Source organism: Acinetobacter rudis, from assembly GCF_000829675.1.
Taxonomy (GTDB): domain Bacteria; phylum Pseudomonadota; class Gammaproteobacteria; order Pseudomonadales; family Moraxellaceae; genus Acinetobacter; species Acinetobacter rudis.
On sequence record NZ_BBRX01000048.1, the window covers coordinates 15,717 to 29,157 of the forward strand.

Genomic DNA, 13,441 nt, shown 5'->3' on the forward strand with positions numbered 1-13,441 from the left:
CAGCAGAGCGCATATCTATGGACCTCATCAGTTTACTTCGTTTAACTCTCACCCAGCATGCCTCTGACCTGCACCTCTCTGCAGGACTTGTCCCTATACTGCGGATCGATGGCGAACTACAGCAAACGAGTTTGCCTGTACTTAGCACAGAGCAGATAGTCTCGCTGTTTGAACCAACCCTCACCGATCAACAACGTCAACACTTTCATCAACAACTAGACTTAGATCTTGCACTCGATATTCAAGATTTATCACGTTTTAGAGTTCATTTATTTTGGCAGAGCCGTGGGGTTTCTGCTGCAATACGATGTATTCCATCCGAGATATTTCCATTAACGCATTACGATTTAGCTCAGACCTTTGAAAAAATTTGTCATTCCCCTCACGGCCTTGTACTGGTAACTGGCCCCACAGGTTCAGGAAAATCAAGCACACTTGCTGCGATGCTAGAACATATCAACCATACTCGACATGCACATATCATCAGTATTGAAGATCCAATAGAGTATCTGTTCCAAGTGAAAAAATGCCTCATTCAACAACGAGAGATTTTACGACATAGTCATGACTTTAATGCGGCCTTATATGCAGCACTTCGCCAAGATCCAGATATTATTTTTATTGGTGAATTACGTGATACACAGACCATTCGACTCGCATTAACAGCAGCAGAAACAGGACATCTGGTTTTGGCCAGTTTACACAGCGCCTCAGCAACTAAAACCATCAATCGGGTTGTTGATGCTTTTTCTGCCTCAGAAAAGGACAGTATTCGTCAGCTTTTGGCCGAATGCTTACACGCCATTATTGCGCAAGTATTAGTGAAAAGAAAAACTGGCGGACGTATAGCAGTACATGAAGTTATGCTGGCAACACCAGCAGTTCGTAATTTAATTCATGAAAATAAAATCAATCAACTTTATTCAAATCTACAAACTCAAAGTGCAATTGGCATGATCACGCTAGATCAACATTTAAAACAGCTCACACAGCAAGGCATCATTGAGCCAGCTCATGCACGAGCAGTGGCGCTCTATCCTCAAAATTTTTAAAACATCACCCTGTTCAACCATTTTTTCAGCATAAAAAAGAGAGGAGTAATAACTCCTCTCTTTGTTCTACACAATAACTTTTGTGTATGGATTACTTTTTACGCATCGCTTCTTGGCAAGCACTGTCACTGCAATAACCATAAAGGTTCAGTGAGTGGCCTGTTAAAGAAAAACCGAATTGCTCAGCAACCTTATGTTGCTCTTCTTCAATAATATCGTTAGTAAATTCAATTACTTTATTACAATTTTGGCAAACAATATGATCGTGATGATCTTCTTGCATGATTTCAAAAACAGAGTGATTGTTTTCAAAATGATGACGTTGAATAATTCCTGCAGCTTCAAATTGAGTTAACACACGATATACTGTCGCTAAACCAACATCCTCACCTTGTTCAAGTAAGGTTTTATAAATATCTTCTGCACTCAAATGATGTTGTTTTGAATTTTCAAGTAGTTCCAAAATTTTTATTCGTGGTAAGGTGACTTTCAGTCCAGCTTTACGTAAGTCTTGATTTGAAATAGCCATATAACGGTGTCTCTAAACAAATTTTAAGTTGGAATATGCAACAGAGTTTAGATGCAGTATGATCTATCATTGTATCAATTGCATCAAAAATAAATTGGGATAGTGTAGCAAAATGCAAAAAATCATGCTGGCTTTAATTACCGCCACAGTACTCAGTGGTTGTTCTGTCTTTGGCGTTTACAAGGTTGATATCCCTCAGGGAACACCACTAACCAAAGCACAAGCTTCACAAATTCAAGTCGGAATGACTCACCAACAAGTACGATTCTTACTTGGCAGTCCAACCGTGACAGATCCATTAAATCCATTACGTTGGGACTATATTTATAACTACATTCCTGGAACGTATGCTAAAAAAGCCAAGATTCCTGCTGCGAATGGCCAACACCTTAAAGTGTACTTTAATGAATCTGGTATTGTAAACAAAGTTGAGGGCTTAGAAACTATCCCAGATTCTCAGCCGGGTTTACCACCATCTAAAGAAGCCATTCTTAATGCTCCCCCACTATAATCACTTTAAATAAAAATGCCACCCCTCTACTGAGGGGTTTTTATTCATTTCAAGCGCTTATAGCGATTACTTCAAGTGTTTAAAGCGATTGCCTCGGCAATATCGGCTAACGGGGTTAGCCAATGCTCGCTTACGGCGAATCTCTTTAGGGTTCGCTTGCAAGGGTCTATATACCTCTACCCGATCACCTTCTTCAAGGATATGATCGAGATCTGCAATCTGTACAGAAAAAATTCCGACATGTACAGGTTGCTCAAAAGGTACTTGTTGTAATAAACCACTTTTATCAATGGCCTGACGCACTGTCATACCCTGCTCAAACTCAACCGCACGATAAAACTGCAGTTCTGGTGAGACATAACTCACCCAAACATTGGCGACCTGTGTCATTAGATGAGCTGTCCAACAAATGCTACGATTGCAAGCACAATTGAAAGCGGTAAAATAATACGCACAGCAATACGCCAAAGGTTATATAAGCCTTCGTTACCAATATTCATTGCCTTACGCAAGTGGCTAATTTTCATCAACCAACCAACAAAAATGGCATAAATCAAGCAAATGACCAAGCCCCAAAGCATTAACAACGGATTTAGCCATTGTGCCATGTTCGGTACAAACCAAACAGCAAGTGCTGCTAAGCAAATGGCATATTGAATCAGTACAGCGATTTGGCGATGTTGTAATTGCACTCGTGCAAATTGTAATAACAACGCTGCCACTGCAACCACACTAAATACAATGCTAATTGCAGGTAATTGTGCATTGACCCCAAAGTAAGCAAAAGCGATAACTGCAAGTAGCTGCCCAACCCAAATAGGTAACACAATTTTACTTGCAGATGCTTGCGACTGCACACTGTCTAAACTATTTTGCCAGTACAAACCTAAGCCTAAACCGGTGGCAACCAAAGCTAAGATTGTGGCGTTACCCCACTCAGAAAAGCTCAGTTCAGTCATATGCCACGGCGTCAATGCCGCAGGATAAACGGTGGCGAACACTAAAGAAGCCAAAACACCGATTACGCTTAAAGCCAGTAAAATTTGACGTGAAATGAAGGACAATGCAAAGGCTAAAGCCATGCATCCAAGCACAAACCAATGATGCTCAACCGCTAACTCTGTTGGCTTTAGATTCATCGCAGTAATATTAAATACAATACCACCCGCTAAAAATGGAATGAACACCACAGCGAGCCAACCAACAATGCGCCATTTTGGTGAAACATCCGCATCACGCGTCAAACTTGATAATGCATTCAATACCGTCGTTTTACTTCTTTTCGCTAAAGCAATTTCCAAATAGGCAATAGGTAAAGCAAGCAATAACATCGTGCCAAACCATAACAGCCAAAAATCAATCTGACGATCCACAGCCAGACCCAAGCTCGGGGCAAGGCCAGCAATCAGAATAAATGATAAACAAAATGCCATCAGCGGCGATAACCATCGTGACATAGAATTGTCCTGCATGCGGTATATCCAGTGAAAAACTGCTGCTATTTTGCCTTTGTCATAGGCGAAAATCAAAGTTTCATCCCAAAAAGCCCGAGATAAGATCTAAAGATTGAAATCAAACATTGTTTTTAGCGATTTTAATACTGATCAGCTCGGGTAATACGCTTTAAACTCGGATCAGCTTGCTCACGCAATAAACGTTGAACTTCAGTTTTTGCTGTCAAAATCGGCTGTCCATCCTTAAATAAAATCAGTTCACCAGGACTAAAAGCGTGCCACTGTTCATTATGCGTCAAAGGGTCAGTGGTAATCACCGCCACACGATCATGCTCACAGGTTTCTTGGCTAAAATCCACTTCCACATCGATATCAATCAAACGAGCATGTTGAAAAGGGGGTTCACGTACTAACCAGTGTAGTTTCGTAGTGGCATAGCTAAATAGCGCCTGTCCATTGGAAAAACAAAAATTGAAAGTGCCATGTTCCGCGATTTGAGGAGAGATTTCTTCTAGTGCTTCAAAAACCTGTTCAAGTTTAGGTTCCACATAACCAAAACGTTTTACTAACTGATCCAACACATAGCAAAATGCCAGCTCACTGTCTGTATTACCTATCGGGGTAAAACGTTCAGATAATGTTGGTGCAAAATCATGTAAATCACCATTATGTGCGAAGATCCATTTACGTCCCCATAATTCACGACTAAATGGGTGTGAATTTTCTAAGGTGACTTTACCTTGAGTCGCTTTACGAATGTGGGCAATCACATTACGTGACTTAATTGGATAATTACGCACAAATTCTGCAATAGGTGAATCTACTGCTGATTGATTATCTATAAATAAACGACAGCCTTTATCTTCAAAAAATGCAATACCAAATCCGTCGGAGTGATCCGAGGTAATCCCTGCCCGTTGTGAAAAACCACGAAAAGAGAATGTAATATCTGTGGGAGTAGCACAATTCATTCCAAGTAATTGGCACATAATTCTTCTAACAACTTAAATGACCTTGAACCATTGTGCATCAGCAAACAAACGCTTGCAAATCATATTCTTTGCAAGCGTTTATGATAAAAATGACTAACGAATAATTTTTTTCTTAAAAACAATTTGCTTCATTGCTTCATTCATATCAACGAGAACAAAATAATCGAGGCAATTAAAATCTACATCATGATAGGCTTGAGTTGAAAGGCGTGCATTCATGCTTAAGTAGACCTGAAATAACTTTGGAATTCGCTCATCTTGAGGAAAGCTGAACTTTGGATAATGTGGCTCAAAACTGGGTTTTGCTGCAACTTGAATCAACTGTTGAGGAGCTAACTGACGAATATATTGGTGGGTATAATATGCGCGTGCCAAATTGTCTTCTAAACGAATACTGACACAACCAATCAAATGCTTCGCTTTCATTTTCCATAACACTGTCGGTGCCAGATTCAACCACAAAGTCGATAATGCACGGCCATTACGATAACGTGGATGAACACAAGTGCGACCAATTTCAACCACATTGGACAGCTGCTTAAACGCCGAAACATCAAACTCTTGAGCACTATAACTTTGTGCTAATTCATGGCCTTGGAACAATTTTAATCGCGTATATGCAACAATTTCATTGCTCAATTTATCTCTTAATACTGCATGTTCACAGTCCAAATCATATAGGTCTTGATCTAAACCATTCTCAAATTGAATACCAAACTGCTGTGAAAATTGTTCTGCTCTAAATTTTTGCACTTCTTTTAATTGTTTGAGGTCACTCACCCATTCAAAACGATATTGTGACTGGGATTTTTTAGAACGATGAAGGGGGGCAATTAAATTTTGTCGATAGTGATTGAGTTTTGCGAGCATCGTCAAGGACTCCTTTATTTTACTCTACACTATGCAATCCTCATGACAATAAAATGACATTTTTTAACCTGCTCACTCAGCCAATCCTATGGCTGAGTGAGGCTGATATTATTGTGCGGCTTTATTGCGATTCGTAATCAATGTACCAACACCATGGTCAGTAAAGATTTCTAATAAAGTCGCATGTGGAACACGCCCATCAACGATGTGTGCACTGACAACACCACCTTTAACCGCATCCAAAGCACAGCCCACTTTAGGAATCATGCCACCATAGATCACACCTGATTCAATCAGACGATCAACTTCTTGAGTACTTAATCCAGTCAATAGATTTTTGTCTTCATCTAATACACCAGCAATATTGGTTAACAAGATGAGTTTTTCTGCACCCAGTGCTTCTGCAACTTTACCTGCCACTAAATCTGCATTGATGTTGTATGTATTACCGTCCTCATCGACACCTAGTGGTGCAATCACGGGAATAAAGTCGCTGCTACAGAACATTTCTAGTACATCAGTTTTAACGCCTTGTACTGTACCCACCTGACCTAGGTCAATTTGTTGCACAGAACCATTTTCAAGCGTTTTTTCCATATAAAGCTTACGTGCACGGATTAAATTGCCATCTTTCCCCGTTAAACCAATCGCACGACCACCATGCTGATTGATCAAGTTCACTATCGACTTATTCACGCTGCCACCGAGTACCATTTCAACAACTTCCATCGTTGCTGCATCAGTTACTCGCATCCCATCAATACGATCTGACTCACGGCCCAATTGCTTGAGCATCGCATCAACTTGAGGACCACCGCCATGAACCACAATCGGATTTAGCCCCACTGTTTTTAACAGGACGATATCTCGTGCAAATGAACTTTCCAAAGCTGGATCAGTCATGGCATTGCCACCATATTTGACCACCAAGGTTTTTCCTGAAAAACGTTGGATATAAGGCAAGGCCTCAGTCAAGATTTGTGCTTTATCAATGCCAGTGTGCTGATGTGGCATGTACCTCTCCTCATTGAATATTTGAAATATCTTGCGCGATCAAGGGATAACGATCACACAGCATCGTCACGAACGTCTGTCGGATTGTATTTAAATCAGAAGGGCTGTCTGCATCAAAGCGTACTGTAAAAAAATCACCCGTATTCGATGCTCGCATAATGCCAAAACCATAGCTAAAATCAAGTCGAACACCATCAATTTCACTCAGTTGTGCATCTAAAGCTTGGCCTTTTTGAGCAATCTCTTTAAGTACCAGTTTAGGATCAACCTCACGTGTACTAATATAAGTGTCTTCGGTATAACAGCGTTTTGGATAGCGTTGCATTAATGTGGATAAGCTCTTTCCACTTTGGTTCATGTATTCGAGTACACGAAGTGCAGCATATAGGCCATCATCGAAACCTAAGCCACGACCATCATTGAATACATAGTGCCCAGCATATTCACCACCCAATATTGCTTGCCCCTGAGAATACTGTATATAACGGCGCAAGAAACTGCTTCCAGTTCGAAGCATTTTGGCAATCCCCCCTGCAGCCTCAATACTTCGACGCACCATGGTTGAACACTTTACATCAAATACCACTTCTCGCTTGGGATGTTCGGCTAAACAAATTTCAGCCAACAGTGCCAGTAATTGATCTGCTGAAATCACTTGTCCATGTTCATCAATTAACACTACCCGATCGCCATCGCCATCGAGTGCTACGCCTAAATCAGCCTGCTGTTCTAACACGTTATGCTGTAAGCGTTTCAAATGTGCAGTGACTGAAGGGTCTGGCGCATGGTCTGGAAAATGGCCATTCGCTTCACAGCGTAGGGTAATCACGTCTATAAGATCAAACTGCTGCAAGATACGCTTTGCAGCATAGCCCGCTGAACCATTTAAACCATCAACCACCACTTTAAAAGGTTGGTTAAAATGAATATCTTGAAGTATAAACTGTTGGTAAGCATCGAGACTTGAAGCTAAAAACTGATGGGCTGCCACAGGATCAATTGGTTTGATATGTTTTGTTTGTGCAAATGACTGCAAAGCAGTTTGACCGATCAGTTGAATGGCTTCTGGTGTTGGTGGTTCACCTTGTACCACCCATTTCAAGCCATTGTCAGTTTTAGGATTATGACTGGCTGTCACCATGACACCATTGCCTTGGTGACAACGTGCAGCAAAATACATTTGTGGAGTAGAACAACAACCTAACTCAATTACCTCAAACTCAGTTGCCAGTACATCACGAATAATCTGTGCATAGGCAGGGCTGGTTAAACGGGCATCATAACCCAGTACAATTTGACTTTGCTGTCTTAATTTAAACAATTGAGCAAATGCTTGAGCAATTGCGCTAATCAATTTTGCATCTAGTTGTGTCGTTCTTCCACGAATATCGTAGGCTCTAAAAACCTGATATGGAAAGAATGGAGCAATACTATTCATAGGCCAATTTCTTTCAATTTTAACATTCTAAATGTTGATGAAAAGGAGAAACATGCTTTACACACCGTTGTAAATTTTCCCCTAGTCAAAACATCCTAGATGTCCTAGAAAATAAAACGTTCAATATAAAACTTTTAAATTTTTTTTGAAGACAATCATTGTTATTCATAATAACTTTATTGGGAAGCACTTTTTTTAAACATTTTACCCTACAGCCACAAGCATTGCTCAGATTGAAATCACACTGTTATACGCTATAATTTTTAAATTCACTCTCTGATGAAGAAATATTATGTATACAGGAATAGTTCTTGGTACTGAAACCATTTTATCTGTACAAGAGCACGAGGGTCATCACCGTATCGCGGTTGCCAATACCCAAGGTTTCTTTGATGATGCATTTTTAGGTGCCAGTATTGCTATTGATGGCACTTGCCTGACCGTTTGCAATATCGATCCCAATAAAGCACAGGTATCTTTTGATATCGCGGCCCAAACACTGCAACTGACGACCTTGGCACAGTTAAAAGTAGGTGCAGAGGTCAATGTTGAACGTTCATTTAAAATGGGCATGGAAAACGGTGGTCACAGCCTTTACGGTCATATTGAAGGAACCTGTCAAGTCATTGAGCTGAGTCGTCTGGGTGAAACCTTACACCTCAAACTTAAGATTCCTGCTGAAAAAATGAAGTACTTTTTTCTTAAGGGCTTTATTGGATTACACGGCTGTAGTCTTACAGTGAATCAGGTGAATCAACAAGAAAGTTATATAGCTGTAGACCTTATTCCTGAGACTTTGCGCCTCACCAACTTTAAAGCGCTACAACTAGGCGATCAGCTCAACTTTGAAATTGATCAAACCACGCGTACTTTGGTCGATACGATCGAAGGTATTTATCAAAACAAACTCAATATACCCGCTTAAATGGCCCTCCTCATCCGTATCGGTATATGCAATATTATTGATACGGAACACCTTATTTGTATTACTCAGCAAAACTTCATCATTCTTAAATAAAGTAGCAACAATTAACATTTACATTGAGCCACTTTATTTAATGATTCAGTCGATATGTCTAAATTTCTTCTCCCCATGATCATGGCTTCTGGCCTAGTACTGTCCGCATGTAATAGTGATGATAAAAGCACTGAAAGTGTTGTAACACCACCTCAACCACCTGAAAAACATTTGTTTTATCAAGATCGTGCTTTTGATTTACAAGCACATCGTGGTGGATTGGGTTTAAATACAGAAAGTAGTATCGCCTCATTTAGTCATGCGCTTGAAATGGGGGTAACGACTTTAGAACTAGATACTCAAGTCACAAAAGATGGTCACGTTGTAGTGACCCATGATCGTCAAATTTCTAAAAACAAATGTATAGATGTTGCACCAGTTACAGGAGGCGATCCCCTTTACCCTTACGTGGGTAAATATATTAAAGATCTTACATTAGAACAAATCAAAACCATGGACTGTGGTCGCTTACAACTTAAGGACTACCCACAACAGCAGACACATCCTGGTGCGAAGATGCTAACGCTTAAAGAATTTTTTGCTTTAGTGAAAAGTTATCAAGCTGATAAAGTTTTAATGAATATTGAAACAAAAATTGAAGCAGGTGCGCCAGAGCAAACTGCGCCACGTGAACAATTTGTCCGTGCTGTTTTAAAAGATATCGAGGACTCTGGGCTTCAGAACCAAATCACCATTCAAAGTTTTGACTGGGGAGCACTCATGCTTGTTCGTAAGTTAAATCCTAAGTTACCCATCGTTGCACTCACCAATGGTCAGCAATTTTTACAAGCAGGACAAGAGGGTAAATCTCCTTGGTTAGGCGGAATTGATATTGATGATTTTCAAGGTGATTTAATTGATGCGGTGAAATCCTTTGGTGCAGACGCGATTTCTCCCGTTCACGGTAATCCTCAAAATGGTAAAATTACAGATGCCCAATATGTTCCTTACACCACTCAAGCCATGATAGAAAAAGCACATAAAAATAATATTAAAGTCATTCCTTGGACAGTATCTGATGCAGCAACCATTGATCATTTAATTAAGCTTGGTGTGGATGGCATCATTACTGATCTGCCTGATGTAGCACGCTTAAGCATGCTCAAAGCTCAAATGCCACTGCCTGAACCTGTCAAGAAAAAATAGCGTTCCCCATGGCTCAAGGGCAAAAAAACCTTGTTTTAAGAAATCTACTTTAATCCAAAGATCTACCCACTTTATGTTGGGTAGATCACAATAATTAATATATTTATTAGAATAAAACAGATAGGTATCAATATTGTCTAACAATATAACTGATAGCTGTCCCTAACTGATATTGGCCTGACCCAATTGGCACTTACTCCATCTTGCACAACAAGTAATACTGCATCTTAGAAAAATAATCACATGTATCCAAGTGTTTAACACTTGAAGGGAGTATTTGTATGAACGCTAAGATATCTGTTTCAAATCGTGCGGGGGCATCCTTTCCTGTTCGTCGTATGAACTTTGACTTTAACGATGTTCCAGAATATTGGGTCAGTGGTTCGCCTGGGCTGACACACTTCATGACTGCTTTATCTGCACTGTTTCCAGCAGGTGAACGTTACTTTATTGATAGTGTACGTGCAGTACGTGATCATCCATCGATCAAGGACAATGAAGCACTACAAAAAGAAATTCGAGCATTTATCGGTCAAGAAGCCATGCATACGCATGAACATATTGCCTTTAATGCCTCAGCACAGCGTTATGGTCACGATGTCGACACCTTAGATCGCTATACCAATACGATCATTCAATTTGCTCGAAAATATGGTGCAAAAGCATTTAAACCTTTTGGTGTAGACCCGAAAATGTTAGATCTGCTAGGCACAACAGCCCTAGAGCATTTTACTGCTACCATAGCCTCACAACTTCTAAAAAATGAACACATACAAGCTTTAATGACAGATGAAACTATGGCGACCATGTGGTATTGGCATGCTATCGAAGAAAATGAGCACAAAGCTGTAGCCTTTGATGTTTTTGAAGGTGTATTTGGTAAAGGTCCTAAGGCCTACATCGCACGTACCAGTTCATTGATTTTCTATATGGTTGCATTGTTTGGTGTACAAAATACTTTTCTCGTATTTTTATTAGCTAAAGATAAGCAACTCAATACACGCGCATTAAAAGATATTTATACCTACGCCTATAGCCCTTCAAAGGGCATCATCACTGGCATGTATAAAGAAATGTTGGAATACTTCAAATTCGACTTTCATCCCAATGATCTGGATACCAATGCCCTACTTGATCACTGGAAACAAAAACTTGGTTTTTAAGCCAGATTACGGCGAATAACCAAAGAGGGAAAATGAATATTTTCCCTCTTTTGCATTGAGTGACTCGTATTTTTCAGCCATTTTTTTATAATGGTGCAAATTCATCATTCAGACGATCCCACATGATTCGTTCAATGCATCAAGCAGATCTAATACAGGTCCACAAAATTGAGCAACAAGTACAGACTCATCCGTGGAGTCTTAATCAATTCCAACAATCACTTGATAGTGACAGCTGTAGCGTACTTGAGATCAATCATCAGGTGATCGGATTCTGTATTTTTCAAACCGTTCTTGATGAAGCGAATCTCCTTCTCATTGCTATTGATCCGCAACATCAAGGTCAAGGTCATGCAACTGCGTTACTACAACAATCTATGCAGTTACTAAAAAATGAGCCGATCCAAATATTTCTAGAAGTCAGAGAAAGTAATTTAAGCGCCATCGCACTGTATGAAAAACTTGATTTCCATCAAATAGATCTACGTCGCAATTATTATCCAACACATTCAGGAGGCCGTGAAAATGCTGTCATTATGGTAAAAACCTGTCATGACGATTTTGCCAGCCTCTTTAAATAAAATTTGAATATCGCTAAACAATTTATTTATTAAAAATGACGTTTTCCCATTCTGCAGGGAAAGTCGTCATCAACATTGCGCCTAGTTGTTCAATTTGCTCTTCGCTTAAACGACGATTAAGGCGCTTCCATTTACCATCCAATAAAATCTCAATTGGATTATATTGGGTTTTATAGTTCATTTTATTTGAATGCGGTACCCAATATCCTAAATAAACATAATCCAAGCCCATCGCTTGCGCCTGTTCAATCTGTTTTAAAATGGCATATACACCCAAAGAGCGATGCTGTTCATCAGGGTCAAAGAAAGTATAAACTGCTGAAATACCATCATCTAAAAAATCACAAGTCGAAACACTCAACAAACGACCGTCTTGACGCAATTCTAAGAAATAGCTTTCAGTACAGCTTTGGACCAAGAACTTTTCAAACTGATCATGGCTAGGTGGAAACATATCACCATCGGAATGACGAGCATGAATATAGCGCTCATACAAGGCATAATGCTCTTCAGTCGCATCAGCACTTGTAATAATCGTTAGACTTAAATCCTGATTGCGCTTCCATGCTTTCTTTTGTGTCCCATTCATTGAAAAGTCATGAACAGGGACTCGGCATGACAAACATTGTTTACATAAATGACATTCTGGGCGATAAACAAAATCCCCACTGCGTCTAAACCCTAAACGGGATAACTCAGATAAAGTCAGTACATCAATTTGATGTGCTGGATCTAAAAATACCATCCGTGCAGATTTATTCTTTAAATAACTGCAATCATGTGGCGGCGTAATATAATACTGTAAATCGTTCAGCAGGGACTTCGGGTGATAAGAATTCATAATATGCAATGCCCCCTCGCGCTATTCTTTGTTTAATCCTGCAGTTAAAGCGATGCTCCGAGTTAAAAATACACCCTCTTGGTACTTTTTCCAATCAATGGCTGGTCGTTTTACAACATCTTGTAACGAATTAAGATAGTCTTGGCGAGAAAGTGTACAGGCACCCAAGCTCATTAAGTGATCATTGACCAGTTGACAGTCAATCCACTCAAGTCGGTGCTCAATTCCAATTAACATCAGCGCATAAAAAGCCATTTTAGACACATCAGTTGCCGTACTAAACATGGATTCACCAAAACAGCCCTGACCGATGGTGACCCCATAAAGACCACCAATTAATTGCTCTTCGGCATCCCATACCTCGATACTGTAGGCATAACCAGCCTCAAACAATGCACAATAGCCTTGAATAATATCTTCTGAAATCCACGTCTCATCTGCATACTGTCGAGGTAAAGCACAGCTACGAATCACCCGCTCAAAGGCGTAGTTAATAGTTATGTGATAGTTCTTAGTTTTCATATTCCGAAGCAATGATTTGCTCGGTTTAAAATCAGCAGGTCGAATGATACAGCGCGGCTCAGGACTCCACCAACAAATCGGTTCGCCCTCTGAAAACCATGGAAATAGGCCCTGGCTATAAGCTTGATAGAGTGTTTCAGGAGTTAAGTCCGCCCCTATACAAATTAATCCTTGTTGATCTGGATCGGCCTGAATCGGATCAGGAAACACATAAAGAGAAGATGCTAACATCGCATAATAAAACTTAAAAAATTTCACTCATCTTAGCTGATTTTCTTTATAAAAACAGTGGTTGACATCCTCACCCCCC

At 40.0% G+C, this 13,441-nt stretch carries 15 protein-coding genes; 6 read left to right on the forward strand and 9 right to left on the reverse strand.

Features of this window, described 5'->3' with window-relative positions; all coding sequences use genetic code 11:
* Positions 1-17 precede the first annotated feature (17 nt).
* Entirely contained in the window at positions 18-1,052 is a 1,035-nt protein-coding gene (locus tag Aru01_RS12710) for a type IV pilus twitching motility protein PilT (RefSeq protein ID WP_016657245.1), read from the forward strand.
* Positions 1,053-1,143: 91 nt separating this feature from the next.
* Here the strand turns inward: Aru01_RS12710 and fur are convergent, their stop codons facing one another.
* Positions 1,144-1,581, reverse strand: coding sequence for a ferric iron uptake transcriptional regulator (gene fur, locus Aru01_RS12715; protein ID WP_016657246.1), 438 nt, complete (start codon positions 1,579-1,581; stop codon positions 1,144-1,146).
* A 112-nt stretch (positions 1,582-1,693) separates the two neighbouring features.
* On the opposite strand from fur, the gene Aru01_RS12720 reads away from it, so the two are divergent.
* Complete coding sequence (locus Aru01_RS12720) at positions 1,694-2,092, forward strand: outer membrane protein assembly factor BamE (RefSeq protein ID WP_016657247.1); 399 nt, start codon at positions 1,694-1,696, stop codon at positions 2,090-2,092.
* Positions 2,093-2,158: 66 nt separating this feature from the next.
* Here the strand turns inward: Aru01_RS12720 and Aru01_RS12725 are convergent, their stop codons facing one another.
* The 6 genes from Aru01_RS12725 to Aru01_RS12750 all read right to left on the reverse strand — a co-directional run bounded on the left by Aru01_RS12725 (position 2,159) and on the right by Aru01_RS12750 (position 7,860).
* Positions 2,159-2,482: an RnfH family protein gene (locus Aru01_RS12725; RefSeq protein ID WP_016657248.1), complete on the reverse strand. Its 324-nt coding sequence runs from the start codon at positions 2,480-2,482 to the stop codon at positions 2,159-2,161.
* Positions 2,482-3,549: a hypothetical protein gene (locus Aru01_RS12730; protein ID WP_016657249.1), complete on the reverse strand. Its 1,068-nt coding sequence runs from the start codon at positions 3,547-3,549 to the stop codon at positions 2,482-2,484. Before Aru01_RS12730 ends, Aru01_RS12725 begins: the two co-directional genes overlap by 1 nt.
* A gap of 137 nt (positions 3,550-3,686) precedes the next feature.
* Positions 3,687-4,535 carry a class II glutamine amidotransferase gene (locus tag Aru01_RS12735; RefSeq protein ID WP_016657250.1) on the reverse strand — a complete coding sequence of 283 codons (849 nt, stop codon included), beginning with the start codon at positions 4,533-4,535 and terminating at the stop codon, positions 3,687-3,689.
* Between the two features lie 96 nt (positions 4,536-4,631).
* The gene (locus Aru01_RS12740; protein WP_016657251.1) at positions 4,632-5,408 is read right to left on the reverse strand and encodes a GNAT family N-acetyltransferase; all 777 of its coding nucleotides are present in this window, start codon (positions 5,406-5,408) and stop codon (positions 4,632-4,634) included.
* A gap of 108 nt (positions 5,409-5,516) precedes the next feature.
* Positions 5,517-6,422, reverse strand: a complete 906-nt coding sequence (gene argB / locus Aru01_RS12745; protein ID WP_016657252.1) for an acetylglutamate kinase — start codon at positions 6,420-6,422, stop codon at positions 5,517-5,519.
* Positions 6,423-6,432: 10 nt separating this feature from the next.
* Positions 6,433-7,860, reverse strand: a complete 1,428-nt coding sequence (locus Aru01_RS12750; protein WP_016657253.1) for a phosphomannomutase/phosphoglucomutase — start codon at positions 7,858-7,860, stop codon at positions 6,433-6,435.
* A gap of 292 nt (positions 7,861-8,152) precedes the next feature.
* Here Aru01_RS12750 and Aru01_RS12755 point away from each other — a divergent pair, with 292 nt between their 5' ends.
* The 4 genes from Aru01_RS12755 to rimI all read left to right on the forward strand — a co-directional run bounded on the left by Aru01_RS12755 (position 8,153) and on the right by rimI (position 11,768).
* Complete coding sequence (locus Aru01_RS12755; protein WP_016657254.1) at positions 8,153-8,785, forward strand: riboflavin synthase; 633 nt, start codon at positions 8,153-8,155, stop codon at positions 8,783-8,785.
* A gap of 147 nt (positions 8,786-8,932) precedes the next feature.
* Entirely contained in the window at positions 8,933-10,024 is a 1,092-nt protein-coding gene (locus Aru01_RS12760) for a glycerophosphodiester phosphodiesterase family protein (protein WP_016657256.1), read from the forward strand.
* A gap of 281 nt (positions 10,025-10,305) precedes the next feature.
* Complete coding sequence (locus Aru01_RS12765; RefSeq protein WP_016657257.1) at positions 10,306-11,187, forward strand: metal-dependent hydrolase; 882 nt, start codon at positions 10,306-10,308, stop codon at positions 11,185-11,187.
* A gap of 122 nt (positions 11,188-11,309) precedes the next feature.
* Positions 11,310-11,768, forward strand: coding sequence for a ribosomal protein S18-alanine N-acetyltransferase (rimI, locus tag Aru01_RS12770; RefSeq protein WP_016657258.1), 459 nt, complete (start codon positions 11,310-11,312; stop codon positions 11,766-11,768).
* A gap of 22 nt (positions 11,769-11,790) precedes the next feature.
* Here rimI and Aru01_RS12775 read toward each other — a convergent pair whose 3' ends face one another.
* On the reverse strand, positions 11,791-12,609 hold the full coding sequence (locus Aru01_RS12775) for an arginyltransferase (RefSeq protein ID WP_016657259.1): 819 nt from the start codon (positions 12,607-12,609) through the stop codon (positions 11,791-11,793).
* Positions 12,610-12,630: 21 nt separating this feature from the next.
* Positions 12,631-13,362: a leucyl/phenylalanyl-tRNA--protein transferase gene (gene aat, locus Aru01_RS12780; RefSeq protein ID WP_016657260.1), complete on the reverse strand. Its 732-nt coding sequence runs from the start codon at positions 13,360-13,362 to the stop codon at positions 12,631-12,633.
* Positions 13,363-13,441: the final 79 nt, after the last annotated feature.